This is a genomic window from Vogesella sp., assembly GCF_046297735.1.
Taxonomy (GTDB): domain Bacteria; phylum Pseudomonadota; class Gammaproteobacteria; order Burkholderiales; family Chromobacteriaceae; genus Vogesella; species Vogesella urethralis.
The window spans coordinates 1-21,852 of record NZ_JBKBHK010000013.1 but is presented as its reverse complement, the minus strand read 5'-3'; the positions used below and the strand labels follow the sequence as shown (position 1 = coordinate 21,852).

Annotated in this window: 16 protein-coding genes; 7 read left to right on the top strand and 9 right to left on the bottom strand. The window is 67.1% G+C overall.

Annotated features, from left to right (window positions below; all coding sequences use genetic code 11):
- Positions 1 to 80: 80 nt before the first annotated feature.
- A complete protein-coding gene (locus ACK4FZ_RS14065) occupies positions 81 to 995 on the top strand; it encodes a LysR substrate-binding domain-containing protein (protein ID WP_409821888.1) in 915 nt (304 codons plus the stop codon).
- A 122-nt stretch (positions 996 to 1,117) separates the two neighbouring features.
- Here the strand turns inward: ACK4FZ_RS14065 and ACK4FZ_RS14060 are convergent, their stop codons facing one another.
- From ACK4FZ_RS14060 to ACK4FZ_RS14050, 3 genes are read right to left on the bottom strand one after another with little or no spacing between them, the layout of a single operon-like run.
- Entirely contained in the window at positions 1,118 to 1,876 is a 759-nt protein-coding gene (locus tag ACK4FZ_RS14060) for a transporter substrate-binding domain-containing protein (protein WP_409821886.1), read from the bottom strand.
- The gene (locus ACK4FZ_RS14055; protein ID WP_409821884.1) at positions 1,873 to 2,715 is read right to left on the bottom strand and encodes a carbon-nitrogen hydrolase family protein; all 843 of its coding nucleotides are present in this window, start codon (positions 2,713 to 2,715) and stop codon (positions 1,873 to 1,875) included. Before ACK4FZ_RS14055 ends, ACK4FZ_RS14060 begins: the two co-directional genes overlap by 4 nt.
- Positions 2,716 to 2,725: 10 nt before the next feature.
- Positions 2,726 to 3,880, bottom strand: a complete 1,155-nt coding sequence (locus ACK4FZ_RS14050) for a methionine aminotransferase (RefSeq protein ID WP_409821882.1) — start codon at positions 3,878 to 3,880, stop codon at positions 2,726 to 2,728.
- Positions 3,881 to 3,991: 111 nt separating this feature from the next.
- Between ACK4FZ_RS14050 and ACK4FZ_RS14045 the strand changes: the two genes are divergently transcribed.
- Complete coding sequence (locus ACK4FZ_RS14045) at positions 3,992 to 4,873, top strand: LysR substrate-binding domain-containing protein (protein WP_409821880.1); 882 nt, start codon at positions 3,992 to 3,994, stop codon at positions 4,871 to 4,873.
- A gap of 139 nt (positions 4,874 to 5,012) precedes the next feature.
- Complete coding sequence (locus ACK4FZ_RS14040) at positions 5,013 to 6,680, top strand: ABC-F family ATP-binding cassette domain-containing protein (protein WP_409821879.1); 1,668 nt, start codon at positions 5,013 to 5,015, stop codon at positions 6,678 to 6,680.
- A gap of 533 nt (positions 6,681 to 7,213) precedes the next feature.
- Here ACK4FZ_RS14040 and ACK4FZ_RS14035 read toward each other — a convergent pair.
- The 3 genes from ACK4FZ_RS14035 to ACK4FZ_RS14025 all read right to left on the bottom strand — a co-directional run bounded on the left by ACK4FZ_RS14035 (position 7,214) and on the right by ACK4FZ_RS14025 (position 12,884).
- Complete coding sequence (locus ACK4FZ_RS14035; protein ID WP_409821877.1) at positions 7,214 to 8,203, bottom strand: two-component system response regulator; 990 nt, start codon at positions 8,201 to 8,203, stop codon at positions 7,214 to 7,216.
- Between the two features lie 5 nt (positions 8,204 to 8,208).
- Complete coding sequence (locus tag ACK4FZ_RS14030) at positions 8,209 to 11,862, bottom strand: PAS domain S-box protein (RefSeq protein WP_409821875.1); 3,654 nt, start codon at positions 11,860 to 11,862, stop codon at positions 8,209 to 8,211.
- Positions 11,863 to 11,975: 113 nt separating this feature from the next.
- A complete protein-coding gene (locus ACK4FZ_RS14025; RefSeq protein ID WP_409821874.1) occupies positions 11,976 to 12,884 on the bottom strand; it encodes a DMT family transporter in 909 nt (302 codons plus the stop codon).
- A 127-nt stretch (positions 12,885 to 13,011) separates the two neighbouring features.
- Between ACK4FZ_RS14025 and ACK4FZ_RS14020 the strand changes: the two genes are divergently transcribed.
- Positions 13,012 to 13,491 (top strand): Lrp/AsnC family transcriptional regulator, encoded by a 480-nt coding sequence (locus tag ACK4FZ_RS14020; protein WP_409821872.1) that lies wholly within the window; start codon positions 13,012 to 13,014, stop codon positions 13,489 to 13,491.
- A gap of 455 nt (positions 13,492 to 13,946) precedes the next feature.
- Here the strand turns inward: ACK4FZ_RS14020 and ACK4FZ_RS14015 are convergent, their stop codons facing one another.
- The 3 genes from ACK4FZ_RS14015 to ACK4FZ_RS14005 form a co-directional block, all read right to left on the bottom strand.
- Positions 13,947 to 14,543 (bottom strand): CBS domain-containing protein, encoded by a 597-nt coding sequence (locus ACK4FZ_RS14015; RefSeq protein ID WP_144373874.1) that lies wholly within the window; start codon positions 14,541 to 14,543, stop codon positions 13,947 to 13,949.
- A gap of 278 nt (positions 14,544 to 14,821) precedes the next feature.
- Entirely contained in the window at positions 14,822 to 16,210 is a 1,389-nt protein-coding gene (locus tag ACK4FZ_RS14010; RefSeq protein ID WP_409821870.1) for an aminopeptidase P family protein, read from the bottom strand.
- Positions 16,211 to 16,328: 118 nt separating this feature from the next.
- Positions 16,329 to 17,540, bottom strand: a complete 1,212-nt coding sequence (locus ACK4FZ_RS14005) for a benzoate/H(+) symporter BenE family transporter (protein ID WP_409821868.1) — start codon at positions 17,538 to 17,540, stop codon at positions 16,329 to 16,331.
- A 220-nt stretch (positions 17,541 to 17,760) separates the two neighbouring features.
- On the opposite strand from ACK4FZ_RS14005, the gene ACK4FZ_RS14000 reads away from it, so the two are divergent.
- The 3 genes from ACK4FZ_RS14000 (at position 17,761) to ACK4FZ_RS13990 (ending at position 21,489) form a co-directional block, all read left to right on the top strand.
- Complete coding sequence (locus ACK4FZ_RS14000) at positions 17,761 to 19,206, top strand: PLP-dependent aminotransferase family protein (RefSeq protein ID WP_409821866.1); 1,446 nt, start codon at positions 17,761 to 17,763, stop codon at positions 19,204 to 19,206.
- Positions 19,207 to 19,243: 37 nt separating this feature from the next.
- A complete protein-coding gene (locus ACK4FZ_RS13995) occupies positions 19,244 to 20,161 on the top strand; it encodes a LysR family transcriptional regulator (RefSeq protein ID WP_144373870.1) in 918 nt (305 codons plus the stop codon).
- Positions 20,162 to 20,247: 86 nt separating this feature from the next.
- A complete protein-coding gene (locus ACK4FZ_RS13990) occupies positions 20,248 to 21,489 on the top strand; it encodes an FAD-dependent monooxygenase (RefSeq protein WP_409821864.1) in 1,242 nt (413 codons plus the stop codon).
- Positions 21,490 to 21,852 lie beyond the last annotated feature (363 nt).

The window sequence follows — 21,852 nt, the reverse complement described above, 5'->3', positions numbered from 1 at the left end:
AGTGTGGCGACGGCAGTGCGCTACCGGCAAGACACGCTTTTTGCTACCTTGTGTTAATTAATTTAACAGCTGGAGCCACCATGGCCCGCCGCCTGCCACCGCTTAACAGTGTTCGCGCCTTTGAGGCCGCCGCCCGGCTGGGCAGCTTTGTCGCTGCCGCGCGCGAGCTCAACGTCACACAGCCGGCCATCGGCCGCCATGTGCGGCAGCTGGAAGACTGGCTGGGGGTGGCGCTGTTCCAGCGCAACGCACGCGGCGTGGCCACCACCGCCGCCGGCACGCAGTATCTGGCCACCGCCAGCCGCTTGCTGGACGAGTTGGCCGCCGCCAGCCAGCAGCTGCAAGGCGGGGGGCGGCTGCGGCTGATGGTGGTGCCGGGCCTGGCGCGGCGCTGGCTGGCGCCGTTGCTGGATGGCCTGCTGGCCGAGCGCCCCGGCCTGCGGCTGGCCATCGAGCCGCACGCCACCTTCAGCCGGCTGCGCCCCGGCGACGCCGACCTGGGCCTGGTGGCCGACGACATCGCTCATCTGCCCGGCTACTACCACACGCTGGCGCTGCCGCCAGTGTTTGCCGTGTGCACGCCGGCCTATCTGGCCAGCCACCCGGCCCCCCAGCAAGTGAGCGACCTGCTGCAGCACACGCTGATCCACGAAGACGATGGCGACTGGTGGCAACTATGGTTGGCCGCACACGGGGTGCACGTACGGCTGCAGCCGCAAACGGTGTATTTCAGCGCCGACCAGACGCTGGACGCTTGCCTGGCGCACAAGGGCATCGCGCTGGCCAACCCCTTGCTGGTGGCCGGCGAACTGGCCAGCGGCGCGCTGGTACAAACGTTGCCGCAGGCGGTGGCGCTGCAGGGCTACCACTTCATCCTGCCGGACGACGGCAGCGTGGCACCCGACGTGCCGTGGCTGGTGGATGCGCTATGCCGGCGGGCGGCGCCGGCGGCCACAAAAGGAAACGGGCACGGCATAAATGCCGCGCCCGACTGACGTATCCGTATCAACACTGCACTTTCATACAGTGCTGCTACCTTAGCACCTTTTAATTTTGCAGCAAATTATTTTTTGCAGCGTGCCGCCAGGCTGTGGTTCGGCGGCCACGCCGCACCGGCTCAGTCCGCCAGCAAACCGGCCAGATTGTGCTTCTTCAGCAGCGCCGCGTATTCGCCGCTCTGCTTCACCTGGTCGATGGCCTGGTCGAAGCGGGCCTTCAGCGCACTGTCCTGCTTGCGCAGCGCCACGGCGACGCCTTCGCCCAGCACCTTGTCCTTGCGGCCGTCAAACAGCGGGCCGGTAAAGGCAAATGCCTTGCCGTTAGGCGTATCCAGAAAGCCCTTCTGCAGCTGCACGGTGTTGCCGAAGGTGAAGTCGGCGCGGCCGGCGGTCAGCTCCAGCATCGGGTCTTGCGCGTTGACGTAGCGTTTTACCGTGGCCTGCTTGTACTGCTGGGTAACAAAGCGGTCTTGCGGGGTGCCGGTTTGCACTGCAATCACCTTGCCGGCCAGGTCTGGCGTCAGCGCCACGCCTTTGCGCGCCACGAAGCGGTTCTGCATCAGGTAGTACACCTTGCTGAACGCCACCACCTTGCGGCGCTCGTCGGTGATGTTCATCGACGACATGATGGCATCGTACTTCTTGGCCTGCAGGCCGGGGATCAGCCCGTCCCACGGCTGGTTTACCACCTCACACGGGGTTTGCATCGCCTTGCACACGGCGTAGGCAAAATCCACCTCGAAACCGGCTACCTTGCCGGCGGTATCAACGTATTCGAACGGCGGGTAGGTGGCGTCGGTGGCGATGCGCAGCGGTTCGGCCGCCTGTACCAGCAGGGGCGACAACAGCAGGGCAGCAAGGGCAAGTGGGCGGTTCATGGTTTCTCCTGGGTAGCAATGAAGGAAGGGCTGGTGAAGCGACGGTGCTGCAAGGCCGGCAGGCGCGTGCGCCAGGTCTGTTGCCTGTGGGTATCGAGTGTGGCCACCGCCATGCCCTCGCCCGCGGCGTGGCAGGCCAGAACCTGGCCCCAGGGGTCGATGATCATGCTGTGGCCAAAGGTGCGTTTGCCGCCGGGGTGAACGCCGCCCTGGCCGGGGGCGATGACGAAGGCCAGGTTTTCGACGGCGCGGGCGCGCAGCAGCAGTTCCCAGTGTGCTTGCCCGGTGGTGTGGGTAAAGGCGGCCGGTACGCTGATCAGCACCGGCGCCGGCGCCTGGCGGTACAGCTCGGGAAAGCGCAGGTCGTAGCATACCGACAGCCGCAGGCTGCCCCACGGCGTGTCGGCGCTGGTGATGGCGTCGCCGGGCTGCATGGTGTCGGCCTCGGCGTAGCGCTCGTGGCCGTCGTCAAAGCCGAACAGGTGCAGTTTGTCGTAGCGCGCCACGCACTGGCCCTGCGGGCCGTACAGCAGGCTGCTGTTATGAAAGCGCTGCGGCTGGCTGCCCTGCAACGGCAGGGTACCGGCCAGCAGCCACACGCCGTGGCGGGCGGCCAGCGCCGCCATGCGCTGCTGCAGCGGGCCGTGGCCGAACGGCTCGGCCAGCGCCAGCCGGGCGCTGTCGTGCTCCGGCATCAGGTAAAAGTATTCCGGCAGCGCCACCAGCTGCGCGCCGGCGGCGGTGGCCTCGGCCACCCAGGCTTCGGCGCGGGCCAGGTTGGCCGCCAGATCGTCGCCGGACACCAGCTGGATGGCGGCGGCGGTAAAGGTATGGCTCATCGCACGCTCCTTACAGCCGGCACAGGCGCTCGGCGCCGGCCAGCAGGGTGGCGTCGTCTTTGGCGAACGACAGGCGGATCAGGCGCTGGTCGGTGCCGTCGCCGTAGAAGGCCGACACCGGAATAGTGGCCACGCCGTGTTCGGTAATCAGGCGCTGCACCAGCTGGCTGTCGGGCTCGTCCGACAGGTGGCCGTAGCCCGCCAGCAGGAAGAAGCTGCCGTGGCTGGGCAACAGCTGCAGGCGGCTGCCGGCCAGCGCCGACACCAGCAGGTCGCGCTTGCGCTGGTAGAAGGCAGCCAGGCCCAGGTAGTGCTCGGGTTCGGCCATCAGCCGCGCCAGCGCGTGCTGCATCGGCGTGTCGGCGGCAAACATGGCGAACTGGTGCACCTTGTGGATCTCGTCCATCAGCGCCGCCGGCGCCAGGCAGTAGCCGACGCGCCAGCCTGTCACATGGAAGGTCTTGCCGAACGAGGTCACCACCACGGCGCGCTCGGCCAGCGCCGGGTAGCGGCTCATGCTGTGGTGCAGCTGGCCGTCGAACACCACGTGCTCGTACACCTCGTCCGACAGGATGACGATGTCGGTGCCGGCGGTCAGCGCCTGCAGGCGGGCGGCGTCGGCGGCGCCCAGCACGGTGCCGGTGGGGTTGTGCGGCGTGTTCAGCACCATCATGCGGGTACGCGGCGTGATGCGCGCGGCCACCTCGTCCCACGGGATGGCAAAGTCGGGCGCGGCCAGCTTCACCACCACGGCGCGCGCGCCTTGCAGCTCGATCATCGGGATGTAGCTGTCGAACGCCGGCTCGAACACGATCACCTCGTCGCCCGGGTGCACCAGCGCCGTTATCGCCGAAAACAGCGCCTCGCTGGCGCTGGCCATCACCGTCACCTCGCTGTCCGGGTGGTAATGCTGGCCGTACAGGGTGGCCACCTTGGCGGCGATGGCCTCGCGCAGCGCCGGCAGGCCGCTCATCGGCGCATACTGGTTGTGCCCGGCCTGCATCGCCTCGTGTGCGTAGCGCACCAGCGTGTCGCTGCAAGCAAAGTTGGGCGCACCCTGCGACAGGTTGATGGCCTGGTGTTGCGCGGCCAACTGGCCGATGACGGTGAAAATGGTGGTGCCCACGTGGGGCAGCTTGGACTGCGGGGTGAACGGGGTGTGCATGGCGCGACTCGGGTGTGTGATGTTGTGCCGCCATTCAACCGTAGCCCGCACTATGCGACAAACGATTTGTAGGCATATCATGGCCGAGTATTTCTCAGTCATGGAGCCGCCATGCCCCGCCCCACCCTGCCGCTGTACGCGCTATCGGTGTTCGACGCAGCCGCCCGCCACCAAAGCTTCACCCGTGCCGCCAACGAGCTGTGCCTGACCCAGGGCGCGGTCAGCAAGCAGGTGGCGCTGCTGGAAGCGCATCTGGGCTACGAGCTGTTCCACCGCTTTGCACGCAGCCTGCGGCTGACGCCGCGTGGCGAAATGCTGCACGGCTACGTGCAGCGCGCCTTCGGCGTGCTGGAGCAAGGCCTGGACGCCACCGCCATGCTGAGCACGCCGGTCAACATCAAGGCGCCCAGCTGCGTGGTGCGCTGGCTGCTGGCGGCGCTGCGCGACTTCAACGGCCAGCACCCCGACATCCCCATCCAGCTGTGCAGCAGCCACGACCACGATGTGAACTTCGCCCGCGAAGACTTCGACCTGGCGGTGGTGTACAAGCCGCATACAGCGCTGGGCGCGCTGGATACGCTGCTGTTTCGCGAACAGCTGACGCCGGTAGTCGCCCCCGAGCTGCTGGCGCGTTGCGGCCAACCATTGCAGCAGGCCGCCGACCTGGCGCACTTCCCGCTGCTGCACCCGTCGCTGGACAAACGCGACTGGCGGCAATGGCTGGCACAGCGCCAGGAAAGCACGGTGGACTACCGCCGCGGCACGGTGTTCGACACCCTGGACCAGGCCATGAACGCCGCGGTGCAAGGCTTTGGCGTCACGCTGGGCGACGTGACGCTGCTGCACGACGAGCTGGCCAGCGGCCGCGTACTGGCGCCGCTGGGGCCGCCGTTTGGCAACGGTTTTGCCTACGCGCTGGCCATGCGGCCGGACGGCCCGCCCGGCGTCGCCACCGTGCAGCAATGGCTGCTGGCACGGGCGCCGGCGGGCTGACACCCGCCCGTGGTACCATGCCGCCCTGCTGCCTGTGACGGGCAGCGCTGCACGGCGGCCAACCCTGGCCGCCCCCTGTCGTTACCCGGCCCTGCGCCAGTGCGGCTTTACCTTTTCGGGTCGCCTGGCGGCTGCATTCATGATCACACTCAAAAACGTCGTACTGCGTCGCGGCAGCAAGCTGTTGCTGGATGGCGCCACCGTTACCCTGAACCCGGGTGAAAAAGTGGGCCTGGTTGGCCGCAACGGCGCCGGCAAATCGTCGCTGTTTGCCGTGCTCAACGGCAGCCTGCACGAAGACGGCGGCGACTTTCACATCCCGGCGCAATGGCGCATGGCGCAAGTGGCGCAGGACATGCCGGAAACCGCGCAAAGCGCCACCGACTTCGTGGTGGAAGGCGATACCGCGCTGCTGGCCGCGCAGCAGGAAGTAGCAGCAGCCGAAGCCGGCGACGACTACATGCGCATGGCGCACGCCTACACCGCGCTGAACGACGCCGGCGCCCACGACGCCGCCGCCCGTGCCCAGGCGCTGATCCTGGGCCTGGGCTTCAGCGTGGCCGAGCTGCAGCGCCCGGTAAACAGCTTTTCCGGCGGCTGGCGCATGCGCCTGCAGCTGGCCCGTGCCCTGATGTGCCCGTCCGACCTGCTGCTGCTGGACGAACCTACCAACCACCTGGATCTGGACGCCTTGGTGTGGCTGGAAGCCTGGCTGAAACAATACGCCGGCACGCTGGTGGTAATCAGCCACGACCGCGAATTCCTGGACGCCATCACCAACGTCACGCTGCACATCGACCACGGCCGGCTGGTGCGCTACGGCGGCAACTACAGCAAGTTTGAAGACATGCGCGCCGAGCAGATGGTGCTGCAGCAGGCCGCACAGGCCAAGCAGCAGGAAAAGATCGCCCACCTGCAGAAGTTCATCGACCGCTTCAAGGCCAAGGCCAGCAAGGCCAAACAGGCGCAAAGCCGGGTGAAGGCGCTGGAGCGCATGGAAAAGATTGCGCCGGTGCTGGCCGACGCCGAATTCCAGTTCGAATTCAAAGAGCCATCCAGCCTGCCCAACCCGATGCTGACGCTGAACGAAGCCGCCTTCGGCTACCCGGCGGCGGACGACGCGCCGGCCGGCACGCCGCCGACAGTGATCGTACAAGGCGTACGCCGCTCGGTGCTGGCCGGCCAGCGCATCGGCATCCTCGGTGCCAACGGCCAGGGCAAATCCACGCTGGTGAAAACCGTGGCCGAGGCGCTGCGCCCGGTCAGCGGCGAAGTCATCCGCGGCAAGGGCCTGAGCATTGGCTACTTTTCGCAGCAGGAGCTGGACGTGCTGCGCCCGGAAGACGACCCGCTGCAACACATGCTGCGCCTGGCGCGCGACACCCCTGCCGCGCTGCGCCCGCCGGCAGCCGACTGCCGCGAGCAAGGCCTGCGCAACTTCCTGGGCACCTTCAACTTCAGCGGCGACATGGTCAAGCAGCCGGTGGGCAGCATGAGCGGCGGCGAAAAAGCGCGCCTGGTGCTGTGCATGATCGTGTGGCTGCGCCCCAACCTGCTGCTGCTGGATGAACCGACCAACCACCTGGACCTCGCCACCCGCGAAGCGCTGAGCGTGGCGCTGAACGAGTTCGAAGGCTCGGTAATGCTGGTCAGCCATGACCGCGCGCTGCTGCGCGCCGTCTGCGACGAGTTCTGGCTGGTCTCGCGCGGCGGGGTCAGCGACTTCGAAGGCGACCTCGACGACTACCAGGTGTACCTGCTGGAAGAAGCCAAACGCCGCCGCGAACAAGCCGCCGGTAAGCGCTGACACGTAGCGGCCCCAACACGTGCAAGGGCTGCCGGCAATGCCGGCAGCCCTTGCGCTTTTTTGCCAGCGTCAGCGTAATACCAGCCAGTTAAGCGAATGTGCTTGGTTTGCAAGTAGCAGGACGTGAGTGAAGCGCCCCATCCCGTTGGCGCGAGCCGGGCAAAATGGTGCGCCCCAGGGTTGTGCTGAGCGAATCGGAGATTCGCACGCGCAAGACGCCGATTTGTTTGAGCCCCGAGCCGTTAGTGAGGGGTGAGTTCGGCGGCGCCTGGGGCGTGCCATTTTGGACGGGGTTTCGAGCAGCCCCGGGTTGCGGGGGAATGAAAAGGGGGCGGCAATCCGCCCCCTTTCCCGTCCTATTCCCTCGCGACGCTGCGCTTGCCTCGCTCAGTCACGGGCGGAACCGGCATTTAATCATCGTCCGCATAGCGGACACACTAGCGTACTTCAGCGCAACAACCCCCTAACCAAAAAACGCCAGTCAGCGTTAACTGACTGGCATTACCGCGTCAGAGGGCCGTTTTTTTGCGGGCCTACTCGGCCCAGCGCGCCTGGATCTGCCGCAGCACCGGCTCAATAGCCAGAAAATGCGCCACCAGCGCCGGGTCGAAGTGCTTGCCGGCTTCGGCGGCGATGTGCGCCAGCGCCGCTTCTATCGTCCACGCTGCCTTGTACGGCCGCACGCTGGTCAGCGCGTCGAACACGTCGGCAATGGCCACGATGCGGGCGGCCAACGGGATGGCCTCGCCAGCCAGGCCTTGCGGGTAGCCGCTGCCGTCCCAGCGTTCGTGGTGGCAGTGCGCGATGGTGGCCGCCATCTGCAGCAGGCTGGAGCGGTCGTCGCCCATGATGCGGGCGCCGATTTCGGCGTGGGTCTGCATGATGCGCCACTCGTCGGCGTCCAGTTTGCCGGGCTTTTGCAGGATGGCGTCGGGAATGCCGATCTTGCCGATATCGTGCATCGGCGCCGCGTCCAGCAGCTCGTCGGCCCAGGCCTCGGGCTGGCCGGCGGCCAACGCTAGCTCGCGCGCGTAGTGGCTCATGCGGATCACGTGCAGGCCGGTTTCGTTGTCTTTGAATTCGGCGGCGCGGCCCAGGCGGCGAATGATCTGCAGCCGCGTCTCGCGCAATTCCTCCACCCGCACCAGCGACAAGTGGGTACGCACCCGCGCCAGCACGATGGGCGGGCTGACCGGCTTGGTGATGTAGTCCACCGCGCCGGCGGCAAAGCCTTCGCTCTCGGCGTGGCTGTCGGACAGCGCGGTAACGAAAATCACCGGAATGCGCGCCGTGGCCGGGTCGGCCTTCAGCCGGCGGCACGCTTCCAGCCCGGTCATGCCCGGCATCATCACGTCCAGCAGGATCAGCGCCGGCTGTTCGCGCTGCGCCAGTTGCAGCGCCTTGTCGCCATCGCGGGCAAACTGCAGCCGGTAAGCGTCCTGCAGGATGTGGCGCAGTACCTGCAGGTTGGTGGGCTCGTCGTCAACCAGCAGTAATAGCGGGCGGGTGTCGGTGGGGGGCATGGCGTCTACCTTGTCTGCGCTGCCGCCTGGCGCAGCTGCGCCAGCGTCTGCAACGCCGCATCAAAATCGAATTCGTCCAGCGCCTGCTGCAAGGCGGGCAACAAGGGGTGTGGCCACACGGCTTGCAGCGCGACCAGGCTGGCGTCGTCGAGCTCGCCATGCTCGCAAGCCTGTTGCAGCTTGTCCAGCAACGCGGCGGCCTCTTGGGCGTGTAGCAGCGCGGCCGGCGTGTCGGCGGCCGGGGCCACGTCGGTATCGACAGCGCCCGGCAAGGCCGCGGCCACCGCCTGCAGGGCGGCGGTCAAGCCGTCCGCCAGCCGGGCGATGTCGCCGTCGCCGTGCTCCAGCGCGGCCGCCGCAGCGGCGACACGACGCAGGCCAAGGTTGGCCGCCGCACCACGCAGGCGGTGGGCCAATGCCGCGCGCGCTTCGGCAGGCTGTGCGGCCAACTGCGCGGCCACGTCGTGGTAGTCGGCCAGCAGCCGGCGCCAGCGCGCCTGTACCTTGTCCTGGCTGCCCCAGAGTGCAATGGCAGCGTCCAGGTCGATATCTTGCCCGCCAGCACCATGGCTGGCCACGGTTACCTGGGCCAGGCCCAGCACGCGCGCCATTTCGGCCAGCAGCGCCGGCGGGTCCACCGGCTTGGTGGCAAAGCCGTTCATGCCGGCGGCCTCGGCGTCTTCGCGGTCCTGGCTGAGCACGCTGGCGGTAAGCGCAATCACCGGCACCGTCGCCAGTTGGCGGGTGGCTTCCCACTGGCGGATGCGACGGGTGGCTTCCAGGCCATCCACGCCGGCCATCTGCACGTCCATCAGCACCAGGTCGAAGGGCTGGCTGCAGTAGGCGGCCACGGCGTCGGCGCCGCCAGCGGCGGTGACCACCTGGTGGCCGTGCCGCGCTAGCACCAGCTGCAGCAGCTCCAGGTTTTCTGCCACGTCGTCCACCGCCAGGATACGCAACGGCGGCAGGCTGGCCACCTCGTCAACACCAGCAGCCAATGCCGGCAGCACCGCCTGTGCAGCCGGCAACGGCAGCGTCACGCTAAAGCAGCTACCTTCGCCCAGCCGGCTTTGTACCGTGATCTGGCCTTGCATCAGCTCCACCAGCTGGCGGGCGATGGCGGTGCCAAGGCCGGTGCCGCCAAAGCGGCGCGCCATGCTGGCGTCGGCCTGGGTGAACGGGGCGAAGATGCTGTCCAGGCGGTCGGCGGCAATGCCGATACCGGTATCGCGCACCGTCAGCTGCAGTTGGCCGCCGTGCTGGCGTACCGACAGCGTAACGCTGCCGCGCTCGGTGAACTTGACGGCGTTGCCCAGCAGGTTGGTGAGAATCTGCCGCACACGCAGCGCGTCGCCGTGGAAGGCGTGCGGGCAGTCGGCGGCGTAATCCAGCTGCAGCTGCAGGCCTTTGCTGGCGGCTTGCAGCGCGAAGGTACCCACCAGTTGCTCGCACAGCGTGTACAGCGAGAAATCGTGCCACTCCAGCGCCAGCGCACCGCGCTCCAGCTTGGCGGTGTCGAGGATGTCGTTGAGCAGGCGCAGCAGCGAGTGGGCGGCGTCGTGCACGGTACGCAGGTGGCGCGCCTGCTGCGGGTCCAGCGCCGTGCCCTGCAGCAGCTCGGTAAAGCCGATGATGGCGTTCATCGGGGTGCGGATTTCGTGGCTCATATTGGCCAGGAACATGCCCTTGGCCTGCGCGGCATGCTCGGCGCGGTCGCGCGCTTCCACCAGCTCGCGCTCCATGCGCTTGCGCGGGGTAAGGTCGCTGGCCAGCTTGACGATCTTCCACGGCTTGCCGTCGGCGTCGAGGATGGGGTTGTAAGTGGCCTGGATCCATACCTCACTGCCGTCGGCGCGCAGGCGGCAGAACTCGCCACTGTGGAACTCGCCGCGCTGCAGCGCGGCCCAGAAGTCGCGGTAGGCCTGGCTATCGGCCTCGTCCGGCCGGCACAGCCGGCGGTGATGTTGGCCGCGCAGCGCGTCCAGCCGGTAACCCACCAGCTGCAGGAAGTTGTCGTTGGCGTCGAGGATGCAACCGTGCAGGTCGAACTCCAGCACCGCCATGGCGTGGCGGATGGCGGCCACCACGCCTTCGTGCTCGGCGGTGCGCGCCTTGCTGTCGGTGATGTCCACGATCACGCCGTCTATCCACTGCGCGCTGTCGTCCATGTCATACACGCCGCCGGCGCTTTCCGATACCCAGCGCTCGCCGCCATCGCGGTGAAAGATGCGGTATTCCACCACGTAGGAACGGTGCTCGCGCAGCGCACTGTCTACCGTGTCGCGCACGCGGGCCAGGTCGTCGGGGTGGATGATGCTGACCATGCTGAGGCTACCGTTCAGGAACAGCTCGCGCTCCCAGCCAGTAAGCGCGGTGATGGCGTGGCTGATGAACAGCTTGCTCCAGTCGGCGTCCACTTTGCTGCGGAACGCCACGCCGGGCATGTTGGCGATCAGCGTGCGGTACTGGGTTTCGCGCGCTTGCAGCTCGCGCGCCAGCTGGGTGCGCTCGCTAATGTCAGTGACAAAGCCAATGAAACGCACTTGGTCACCATACTGGGCGCGGCCTACCGCCAGCCGGATCGGAAACACGCTGCCGTCGCGGCGCTGCGCCATCACCTCGCGCCCCACGCCGATCACGCGGGCGTCGCCGGTAGCCAGGTAGTGCGCCAGGTAGCCGTCGTGGCCGGAACGATAGGGGTCGGGCATCAGCTGGTTGATGTTGTGGCCGATCAGCTCGCTGGCGGTCCAACCGAACATCTGCTCGGCGGCCTGGTTCAGCGCCAGGATGTGGCCGCGGCTATCGATGGTGATGATGCCGTCCACCGCGGTATCCACCACCGCGCGCAGCTCGGCCTCGTTCTGCTGCATCTGCGCAAACAGCTGGCGGTAGCGCAGCATGGCGTTACCGGCCAGCACGAACACGCCGGCCGTGAGCGTGAACAGCGCAATGGCCAGCGCCAGGTAGGTATTGTCTCCCTGCAGCGGCGTGCCCGACGGGTCGGGGTAGCCGATGAAACGCGCCGCCGCCATGCCGGTGTAGTGCATGCCGGCAATGGCCAGCCCCATCACCACGCCGCCCAGCACGATGGACTGCACCGCGCTGAAGGTGCCGCGCCGGCGCAGGCCGAAGCGTATCCACAGCGCCAGCATGGCCAGCACCACCGCCACCACGATGGACGCGGCAAACCACAGCGGGTCGTAGCGCAGCTGCGGCGCCATCACCATGGCGGCCATGCCGCTGTAGTGCATGGTGCCGATGCCGCTGCCCACCAACACGCCGCCCAGCAACAGCTGCAGGCCGGTGATCTGGCGCTGCCATAACAGGTTGAGGGTGACCCAGGACGCAAAAATGGCCGGCAGCATCGACAGCAGCGTCAGCCGGTAGTCGTAGCTGACGGTGGTGCACAGGTTGAAGGCCAGCATGCCGATGAAGTGCATCGACCAGATGCCCACCCCCAGCGAGAACGAGCCGGTGAGGAACGCCGTCTGCCGCAGCACGGCGCCGTTGGCCAGCCGCGCCATGCCGGCCACCTGCAAGGCCATGATGGACGACAGCACGGCCACCAGCACCGACAGTGCCAGCAGGTCGAAACGGTAGCTGCCTTGCAGCAGCAGCGCGGTGGGCACGCCATCGCGAATGAAGAAGAGATCGAGCATCGGGGCGCGGGGCAGCCGGGTTGGCCGCAACAGTAGAGGTTGCGGCCATTATAGAGGCCGGCCCCTGCCCCCGCCTGCCGACAAGGCCCTGCCACGCACAGGGCTTTAGCGGCTTAACGGCGCGAGATCAGCAAAATGCCGGTACCGATCAGCAGCATGCCGGCCAGCTCGGCCGGGCCCGGCCACTCGCCCAGGCTGCTGGCGGCCATGCCCACCGCCAGCACCGGAATCACCAGCGCGTTGAAACTGAGGGTGGACGCCGGCAGGCGGCGCAGCAGCCACAGCCAGGCCAGCCAGCCCACGGCGCTGGAAAACACCCCCGAATACACCAGCCCCAGCACAAACGGCACCGACCACTGGATGCCGGCAAAGTCGGCAAACGGCAGCAGCAGCGGCAACGGCGCCAGGCCGATCAGCGCCTGCCAGCCGGAAAAATTCAGGCTGTCCAGCGGGCCGTTCTGCGCCGCCCGTTTGGTCAGCACCGAACCCAGCGCCCACAGCAGGCCGGCCAGTACCGCCAGCAGCATCGGCAGCACGCCGCCGTGCAGCTGCCACGGCGCCACGATCAGCATCAGGCCGGCAAAACCGGCTGCCAGCGCGCGGCGGGCATTGGCGGAAAACGGCTCGCCCAGCAGCCAGTGCGACAGCAGCGCCACCCAGAACGGCATGGTAAACACCAGCACCGAGGTGCGGCCGGCAGCGCCGGCCACCAGCGCCAGCGTCACCGTCAGGCCGTAGGCAAAGGTGGTGATCAGCCCCACCTTGGCGGCGTCGCCCAGCCGCTGCGGTTTCAGCGCCCGTCCGCGCGCCAGCAATACGCCAAACAGCGTCAGGCTGCCGATGCTGGTGCGCAGGATCAGGTGCGTCAGCGGCGTGGTGGCCTGCAGCGTCACCTTCATCACCACGTAGTTATAGGCCCACATCGTCACCAGCCCGGCAAACAGCGCATAAGGCAACCAACGGCTGGCGGACAGGTCGGCAAGGTTGGCCGCAAGGCGGCGGCTGAGGCTGGCGCTGGTCATGGCGGGCATTCCGGAGCAAGGACAATAGCGCCAGTGTAGGCAAGCCCCCGCCGCCGCCTGCTGCGTTATCATGCACGACAGCGCAGTCACGCTGCGACTTTGGCCGATTCAATGCAGGAAAACTGACATGCTGGATAACTACGACCGCAAGCTGCTGGCACTGCTGCAAGAAGATGCGCGCCAGACCCACGACGCGCTGGCCGAGGCGGTGAACCTGTCGCCCACCGCCGTCACCCGCCGCCTGAAACGGCTGCGCGCCGACGGCCATATCCGGCGCGAGGTGGCGCTGGTGGACCCAGCACTATTCGGCCGCAGCCTGCGCCTGGTGGTGAACGTGATGCTGCAGCGGGCGCAAACGCCGCTGGTGGACGCGTTCAAGGCCAGCATGCAGGCCGCGCCCGAGGTAATGGAGTGCTACAACGTCACCGGCCGCCCCGACTTCGTGCTGATGGTGCTGGTACGCGACATGGCCGACTACGAACGCTTTGCCCGCACCTACCTGATGAACAACCCGCACGTGCGCGAGTTCGAATCGCTAGTGGTGATCAACACCTGCAAATACACCACCGCCGTGCCGCAGGACGCCGACAGCGACGGCGCGTCGTAACGGCGCAGGGTTGGCCGCCGGCAAAACAAAACCCGGCGCGGGGCGCCTAATGCCAGTCAGTTAATGCTGACTGGCAGCTTTTTTGCTGGAGGTTTGTTGTGTTTGAGGAGTGCTAATGTGTCCGCGATGCGGACAATGTTTACATGCCGGTTCCGCCCGGCAAACGGGAAAAGGGGGCGGATTGCCGCCCCCTTTTCATTCCCCCGCAACCCGGGGCTGCTCGAAACCCCGGCCAAAACGGCACGCCCCAGGCGCCGCCGAACTCGCTCCTCGCTAACGGCTCGGAGCTCAAACAAATCGGCGTCTTAAAACCTGGGACGCACCATTTTGGCCGGCTCGCGCCAACGGGATGGGGCGCTTCACTCACGTCCTGCTGCTTGATGGCCAAGCATATTCGCTTAACTCACTAGAATTACGGCGCGGGGCCGGGTTGCTATGGCGAGGCTGGCTGCCGCTTACTCTTCGTGCATCAGCGCGTGTTCGATCTCGGAAAACGCTTTCGGCACACGCACGAAGTTCAGCGAGGTGCCCAGGCGGCGGGCGATGGTAGAGGTGGAAAACAGGCCGCACACCTCGTAGTGGCCGCTGGCCGCGTTGTGCTCCACCACCAGCGCGTGCTGGCGACCCAGGTCTTTCATGGTGGCCACGATATGGCCCACGGTGGAGCGGCTGATATCGGCCAGGTTCAACGCTTCCAGCTGTTTGCGCGGCGTCATCACGTCGCCCACCACGATCTCGCGGTGGCGCTTGCCGTGTTCGTGGATCTGCTTCAGCGGGCGCTCGCCCAGCACGTCGGTGGCGGTCAGCAGGCCGGCAAAGCTGCCGTCGGCGTCGGTCACGAACAGCAGGCGGATACCGTGGCTCACCATGCGGGCGTGGGCGTCATCCAGCAGCGCGTCTTCATTGATGCTGATCGGGTCGATGACGCGCAGGTCGGTCATCACTTCGGTGGCCGGGCTTTTCAGCGTCACCGGGCGTTGCGGGCGCTGTTCGACGTGGATCAGGTCGGTATTGGCAGGCAGGGTAACCGTATTCAGGGCGTGGTAGTCCATGATGATGCTCCTCTTTGCAGGCGCCGCAGCCGGCTGCGGGCACGGCACCCTGGGATTGTCTTGCCGCCCGGGGCGGGCGGGGGGGCCGGTCAAGCCGTCTCACTCCCCTTTGCTTGCCGGTACTTTCATCTAAGCACAGCGGCACGGAATGCACAGCTTTTTTATGCAAGCATCGGTAACGGTTTGTTATGAAGCTGGCCATCCATACCACAGCATAAGCAAAAAAAACCGCCCCGGAGGGCGGTATGAGTGATGGAGTATTGCACGATGAAACACGGTTAACCGGCCATGACGGCCTCGACTTCGTCGGCAGTCTTGGCGATGGGTTCGCCCAGCACGCGGCTGCCGTCGGCGGTGACCAGCACGTCGTCTTCGATGCGGATGCCACCGAAGTCGCGGTATTCGTTGAAACGGGCGTAGTTGATGTACTGCGCGTGGCGGCCTTCGGCTTGCCAGGCGTCGATCAGCGCCGGAATGAAGTAAATGCCCGGCTCCACGGTAATTACCATGCCGGCCAAGAGCGGTTTGCCCAGGCGCAGGTAGCCCAGGCCGAACAGCGGGCTGCGCTCGGTGCCGTCGCCATAGCCCACCAGGTCTTCACCCAGGCCTTCCATATCGTGCACGTCCATGCCGATCTGGTGGCCCAGGCCGTGCGGGAAGGCAATGGCGTAGGCGCCGCTTTCCACGATAGCGTCGGCGTCACCATGGAAGAAGCCCAGCGCGCTCATGCGTTCTACCATCACGCGGGCGGACAGCTTGTGGATGTCCAGGTAGCGAACGCCGGGGCGGATGGCATCGATGGCAGCCAACTGCATGGCCAGCACGGTGTCGTACAGCTCGCGCTGGCGCGGGCTGAATTTGCCGCCCACCGGAATGGTGCGTGTAATGTCGCTAGCGTAGCCACCGCCGCTGGCGGCGCCGGTGTCGTTGACCACCAGGTCGCCGGCTTGCAGCACCTGGTTGTGGTGATGGTTGTGCAGCACTTCGCCGCGGCGCGAGAAGATGCTGGGGTAGGCCAGCTGCCAGTCGTGACGGCGCACGATGCCTTCCATTTCGCCGACGATGGCGTGTTCTACCACGCCGGGGCGGGCGGCGCGCATGGCGGCCAGGTGGGCGTCGCGGGTTACGGCCAGCGCGGCTTCCATCTCGGCGATTTCTTCCTCGCCCTTGATTTCGCGCAGGCTCACCACGGCACGGGTCAGCGCCTCGCTGTAGCCTTGCTGCGCCGCTTGCGGGCTACAGTCCAGCAAGCCGGCCAGCGCCAGCACGGTTTCGCCACGGTAGGGCTGCAGGTAGTGCACGCGGCGGCCGGCGGCGCGGGCAGCTGCCAGCACGCCCGCCAGATCAGCGTAGGGCTGGCTGCGGCCAACCTGGGCGCGGGCGGCGCGTTCGGCCAGCGTAGGCAGCTCGCCGGTCCACACGATGTCGGCCACGTCCGGGTCGTTGCCGAACAGGGTGGTGTCGCCGCTGGCGGTGTCCATCACGCCGGCCAGGCCCGGCTCGTTCAGGCCGAAGAAGTAGCGGAACGAGCTGTCCTGCACGAAGGGGAAAATGTTGTCGTGGTAGTTCATCGGCGAATCAACATTGCCCAAAAACAGGATCAGGCTATCGGGCAGCAGGGCAGCAAGCTTGTCGCGGCGCTGCTGGTAGATGGCGGGCTGGAACATGGTGGCTTCCGGTGGTGAGCAGTGAAGCCAGCATTTTTGTATACAATCGCCTATTTGTATAGAAAAACAGGCCAACATCCGCCGGATGTGGCCTGTGCAGTGGCAGCATTGCCACTTTTCAGCGTTTGGCCGTGCTTTCGCGGCAGGAAGTAGCGCTCTTGGCCGACTTTGGCAGCTGCCAGCGCAGCAGCAGGCTCACCGCCACACCGGCCAGCAGCGCCCACAGCGGCGCGCCGATGCCGGCAAAGCTCACCCCCGACGCGGCCACCACAAAGGTCAGCAAAGCCGCCTCGCGCTGGGTGTCGCTGGCCAGCGCTGCCGACAGCGAACCGGCTAGCGTGCCGAACAGCGCCAGCGCCGCCGCCGCCATCACCAGCGCCTTGGGCAGCACCAGCAGCAGCGCTACCAGCGCACCGCCAAACAGCGCCACCAGGATGTAGCAGCAGGCAGCCACCACGCCGGCTTTCCAGCGCTGGGCGCGGTCCGGGTGGGCTTCGGGGCCGGTACACATCGCCGCCGTGATCGCCGCCAGCACCACGCCGTGGCAACCAAACGGCGCCAGCAGCAGCGAGGCACCGCCCAGCGCGCTGACCGGCACCCGCGCCGGGATGTCGTAACCATCGTTCTTCAACACTGCCATGCCGGGCAGAAACTGGCCGGTCAGCGCAATCAGTGCCAACGGCAGCGCAATATTGCTGAGGCCGGCCAGCGTAAAGACCGGCGTGGTCCACAGCGGGCCGCTGGCGGCACTGGCCAGGCTGGGCGCCGCGGCAAAGCCACCGGTCGCCGCCAGAAACACGCCGCCCAGCGCCAGCGCGCCCATCAGCGCGTAGCGCGGCCACAAGCGGCGGCCGACAAAAAACATCAGCGCCATCGGCAGCACCAGCGCCGCGTGCTCGCGCACCGCCGGCACCAGCTCGGCCACAAAACGGAACAGGATACCGGCCAGCAAGGCGGCGGCCAGCGCCGGCGGGAAGCGCTTCATCAGCGCATCAAACGCCCCGCTGATGCCGATCAGCCAGACCAGCAGGCCAGCGATAACATAACCGCCCACCGCCTCCGGGTAGCTCACCGTAGGCAGCGCGGCCAACAGCAGCGCAGCGCCGGGCGTGGACCAGGCGGTAATGATGGGCATCTTCCAGCGCCACGACAGCCACAGGCCCACCACGCCGGAGCCGATGGACACCGCCCACAGCCAGCTGGCCAGCTCGGCGGCGCTGAGGCCGGCCTGCTGCGCGGCGTGCACGATGATCAGAAAGGGGCCGGTATAGCCGACGGCAATCGTCAGTACACCGGCGATCAGGGTAGACGGGGGTAAATGTTTAAGCATGCTGTTCTTTCATACAAAAGGCTTCCGGGTAGGCCGCCACGGGTCAAGCACTCCCGCAGGCTGCGCTGCCGTCTGGGCAGCCGCTTGCTGTATGGCCCGCCGCACGCAGCAGGCAGAACAGCACCGGTAAGGCGACTGTACGCGGCTAACGCGTGGCCCGCCTGCCACAGCCGGCTACAACACACTGGCGCGGGCCGCGTCTGTTCTATATAACAGAACGATGACCGATACCGCCTCCCCCGCCATCTACCAGCGCATTGCGGCCAACTTGCTGCAACAACTGGATAGCGGCCACTACCCGCCCGGCAGCCGCCTGCCGTCGGTACGCGCGCTGGCCGCCCAGCACGGTGTGAACGTGCTGACCGCGCTGGCCGCCTACCGTCACCTGGAACAGCAACAGCGCGTCGTCGCCCGGCCGCGCGCCGGCTACTTTGCCGCGCTGCCGCCGCACCCGGCGGCCGGCAACGCGCGTAGCACACCGCTGCCGGCCGCCGCTGCGCTGGTAGACCTCAAAAGCCGCATGTCCACGCTGCTGCAGCTGGGCGATGCCCGCATCCAGTGGCAGCTGCACATGGCCGAGGCGTCGCCGGTGCTATACCCGTCGGCCGAGCTGGCGCGCCGGCTGCAAGCCACGCTGACACGCCAGCCAGCGCTGATCGGCGCCCACCTGCCGGGCGACATCCAGCGCCGCCTGTGCCTGGGCTTGCAGCAAGTGGCCACCGAACGCGGGCTATCGTTACCAGTGGACGGCATCCTGCCCTGCCACGGCATTACCGAGGGCATCAGCCTGGCGCTACGCCACCTCACCCGCCCCGGCGACACGGTGGCGGTGGAAACCCCGGTCTACTTCGGCCTGCTGCAAACGCTGCAGGGGCTGGGGCTGAAGGCGCTGGAGATCCCCTGCACGCCGGACGCCGGCCTGTCGCTGGAAGCGCTGGAGTTTGCGCTGCGCCACGGCCCGGCGGTGAAGTGCCTGGTATGCGTGCCGCACTTCCAGAACCCCACCGGCGCGCTGATGCCGGATGAGCACAAGAAGCGCCTGCTGCAGCTGGCCAGCCAGTACGGCCTGACGCTGATCGAAGACGACGTGTTCGGTGACCTCTACTACGGCAACGAACGCCCCACGCCAATCAAGGCCTGGGACCGTCACGACGACGTGATCTACTGCGCCTCGTTCACCAAGAGCTACGCGCCGTCGCTGCGCCTGGGCTGGGTAGCCGCCGGCCGTCACCACGCCGCGCTGGCCCAGCTGCAGGCCAGCAGCACGCTGGCGGTGTCGCCGCTATTGCAGGCGGTACTGGCCGAGGTACTGGAAAGCCGCGACTACCAGCGCACCAGCGCCCGCATCCGCCAGCAGCTAGCCAGCCAGATGCACGCCACCGCCGACGCGGTGCTGCGCCACTTTCCCAAGGGCACCCGCATCCGCAAGCCGCAAGGCGGCATGCTGCTGTGGGTGGAGTGCCCGCCGGACAGCGACACCACCGCCTTGCTGCAGGCGGCGCTGGCCGACGGCATCAGCTTTGCGCCGGGCATGGCGTTTTCGGCCGAGCCGCGCTTTGGCCACTGCCTGCGCATCAATTGCGGCCAACCGTTCACCCCGGCGCTGGACGCCGCCATCGCCACGCTGGGCCAGCGCCTTGCTACGCAATTATTGCAAGCACGGTGATACACTGGCAGGCCCGATACCGCGCTTGTGCCCTGACATGAAAGCCACGCCCAGCCTGCCGCCAGACGCCCTCCTGGCCTTTGACGCCCTTGCCCGCTGCCTCAGCTTTACCGCTGCCGCCAACGACCTGGGCTGCGCCAAAAGCCGCGTCAGCCAGCTGATCAAGGAGCTGGAACAAGAGCTGGGCACCGTGCTGGTGCTGCGCAACACCCGCCGCGTGGTGCTGACCGAAAGCGGCCAGCGCCTGGCGCGCCACGCCGAAAAGCTGCGCCTGCTGCTGTCCGGCATCCGCACCGATATCGAGGAAAGCAAAGACAAGGTAGAAGGCCCGCTGCGCATCGGCTGTTCTGCCGGCCTGGCGCAGCAGCTGCTGGGCCCGCTGCTGGCCGAGCTGGCCAGCGAATTCCCCGAGCTACAGATCCGCCTGCAAGTGGAAAACCGCGTGGTGGACCCGGTGGTGGAAGGGCTGGACTTCTGCCTGCGTACCCGCAACGTGCACGACGACCGCCTGGTAGCGCGCCCGGTGGGCCTGGTATGGGAAAAACTGTACGCCTCGCCCGGCTACCTGGCCGAACACGGCAGCCCGCACACGCTGGACGACCTGCAGGTACACCGCCTGATCAGCAACGCCTACTACAGCGAGCAGGGCGAAGAATGGCGGCTGGAGCGCGAGGAGCAGCAAACCACCATCAAGCTGCGCCCGGCGCTGACGGTAGACCAGTACAGCGTGGTGGCCTCCATCCTCAAACAGCACCACGGCATCGGCCTGCTGCCCAGCTATATGGGCCAGCCACTGGTAGAAAAAGGCATCCTGGCCGAAGTGCTGCCAGACTGGCGCGCCGCCGGCTGGCCGGTGTTCCTGGTGTTTGCCTACCAGCAGCCGCTGCCGCGCAAATACCAGGCCTTCATGAGCTTCATCATCCCGCGCCTGCAAGCCACGCTCGGCCACCCATGATTGACGCAGGCCAAGGTTGGCCGCAGGGTGCGCTGCTACAGTAGCCGCTTTCTTGCCGGCCGCGCCGGCATGCCATCGGGGGTTTTATGGTCGAACATGTAGATATCTTCATCGTGGGCGGCGGCATGGTGGGTACCGCCATCGCTGCCCGGCTGGGCCACAGCGGCCTGAACATCGCCGTGCTGGAACAGCAGGCCCCGCCCGCCTTCGACCCCGACAGCCCGCCCGACCTGCGCGTGTCCGCCATCAGCCCCGCCTCGCGCGCGCTGCTGGAGCGCATCGGCGCCTGGCCGCACATCGAAGCCATGCGCAGCGCACCCTACCAGCGCATGCAGGTATGGGAAAACGACCGTAGCGCCGGCACCCTGTTCGATGCTGGCGAAGTGAACGCGGCCAACCTGGGCCACATCATCGAAAACCGCATCGTGCAGCTGGCCTGCACCCAGGCGCTGCAACAGCACGCCAACCTCCAGCTGATCTGCCCGGACAGCATCCAGCGGCTGGACATCCAGGCCGGCGGCAGCCGCATCGAGCTGGCCAGCGGCCGCAGCTTTGTCGCCCGCCTGGTGATCGGCGCCGACGGCGCGCGCTCGCAAGTGCGCGACGCCGCCAGCATCGGCCTCAACAGCCACGAATACCCGATGCACGCCTTCGTCGCCACGGTCGGCATCCAGGGTGGCGAGCGCGACATCACCTGGCAGCGCTTCACCCCTAACGGCCCGCAATCGCTGCTGCCGCTGCCGGGCGATTACGCCTCCCTGGTGTGGTACCACCAGCCGCAACAGGTACAACAGCTGCTACAGCTGGACGATACCGCGCTGATCGCCGCATTCAGCCGCGAATTCCCCGACGCCCTGCCCACCCTCACCCACGTCGTCAGCCGCGGCAGCTTCGCGCTGATCCGTCGCCACGCGCAGGACTACGTACGCGCCGGCGTGGCGCTGGCCGGCGACGCCGCCCACACCATCCACCCGCTGGCTGGCCAAGGTGTCAACCTCGGCTTCCAGGACGTGGAAGCGCTGTGCGAGGTGCTGGAGCAGGCGCTGCAACAAGGCGAAGACATCGCCAGCCTGGCGGTACTGCAACGCTACCAGCGCCGCCGCCTGCTGCCCAACCACGGCATGCAACGCCTGATGGACGCCTTCTGCTACGGCTTCAGCAACGACAGCGGCCCGCTGCGCTTCGCGCGTAACCTGGGCCTGAAACTGGCCAACCACAGTGGCCCGGTGAAGAAAGAAGTCATCCGCTATGCACTGGGCCTCAGCACCCCGGAACAGCTGCTACCACCGCCGCTGGCACTGCTGAAACCCCGACTAAAACGCGCCTGATCGGCGATGTTCAAAGCAAAAGCCCGCGCAAGCGGGCTTTTTCATGACAGCATTGCCAACAGTAGCCCGGCATAAGCCGCAGGCGCATCCGGGGGCCGGCCGCAGGCCGGCATGGGGTGGGTGGCGAGGTGGCCAAGGTTGGCCGCAAGGGGGACGTCGGTCGACGTTGACATCGCACGCGTCGGTTGGGCACGGTCGCGGTCGCAGTTTTCGCCGCGCCAATGCACAAAGCCCAGCTCGTTTGAGCTGGGCTTTGTCTTAAGGGAGTCTGGCGGTGTCCTACTTTCACACGGGAACCCGCACTATCATCGGCGCTGAGGCGTTTCACGGTCCTGTTCGGAATGGGAAGGCGTGGGACCACCT

Excerpts from the sequence above, each read along its gene's own strand:
- ACK4FZ_RS14065 (WP_409821888.1), top strand. The coding sequence starts at position 81 with ATGGCCCGCCGCCTGCCACCGCTTAACAGTGTTCGCGCCTTTGAGGCC.
- ACK4FZ_RS14060 (WP_409821886.1), bottom strand. The coding sequence starts at position 1,876 with ATGAACCGCCCACTTGCCCTTGCTGCCCTGCTGTTGTCGCCCCTGCTG.
- ACK4FZ_RS14055 (WP_409821884.1), bottom strand. The coding sequence starts at position 2,715 with ATGAGCCATACCTTTACCGCCGCCGCCATCCAGCTGGTGTCCGGCGAC.
- ACK4FZ_RS14050 (WP_409821882.1), bottom strand. The coding sequence starts at position 3,880 with ATGCACACCCCGTTCACCCCGCAGTCCAAGCTGCCCCACGTGGGCACC.
- ACK4FZ_RS14045 (WP_409821880.1), top strand. The coding sequence starts at position 3,992 with ATGCCCCGCCCCACCCTGCCGCTGTACGCGCTATCGGTGTTCGACGCA.
- ACK4FZ_RS14040 (WP_409821879.1), top strand. The coding sequence starts at position 5,013 with ATGATCACACTCAAAAACGTCGTACTGCGTCGCGGCAGCAAGCTGTTG.
- ACK4FZ_RS14035 (WP_409821877.1), bottom strand. The coding sequence starts at position 8,203 with ATGCCCCCCACCGACACCCGCCCGCTATTACTGCTGGTTGACGACGAG.
- ACK4FZ_RS14030 (WP_409821875.1), bottom strand. The coding sequence starts at position 11,862 with ATGCTCGATCTCTTCTTCATTCGCGATGGCGTGCCCACCGCGCTGCTG.
- ACK4FZ_RS14025 (WP_409821874.1), bottom strand. The coding sequence starts at position 12,884 with ATGACCAGCGCCAGCCTCAGCCGCCGCCTTGCGGCCAACCTTGCCGAC.
- ACK4FZ_RS14020 (WP_409821872.1), top strand. The coding sequence starts at position 13,012 with ATGCTGGATAACTACGACCGCAAGCTGCTGGCACTGCTGCAAGAAGAT.
- ACK4FZ_RS14015 (WP_144373874.1), bottom strand. The coding sequence starts at position 14,543 with ATGGACTACCACGCCCTGAATACGGTTACCCTGCCTGCCAATACCGAC.
- ACK4FZ_RS14010 (WP_409821870.1), bottom strand. The coding sequence starts at position 16,210 with ATGTTCCAGCCCGCCATCTACCAGCAGCGCCGCGACAAGCTTGCTGCC.
- ACK4FZ_RS14005 (WP_409821868.1), bottom strand. The coding sequence starts at position 17,540 with ATGCTTAAACATTTACCCCCGTCTACCCTGATCGCCGGTGTACTGACG.
- ACK4FZ_RS14000 (WP_409821866.1), top strand. The coding sequence starts at position 17,761 with ATGACCGATACCGCCTCCCCCGCCATCTACCAGCGCATTGCGGCCAAC.
- ACK4FZ_RS13995 (WP_144373870.1), top strand. The coding sequence starts at position 19,244 with ATGAAAGCCACGCCCAGCCTGCCGCCAGACGCCCTCCTGGCCTTTGAC.
- ACK4FZ_RS13990 (WP_409821864.1), top strand. The coding sequence starts at position 20,248 with ATGGTCGAACATGTAGATATCTTCATCGTGGGCGGCGGCATGGTGGGT.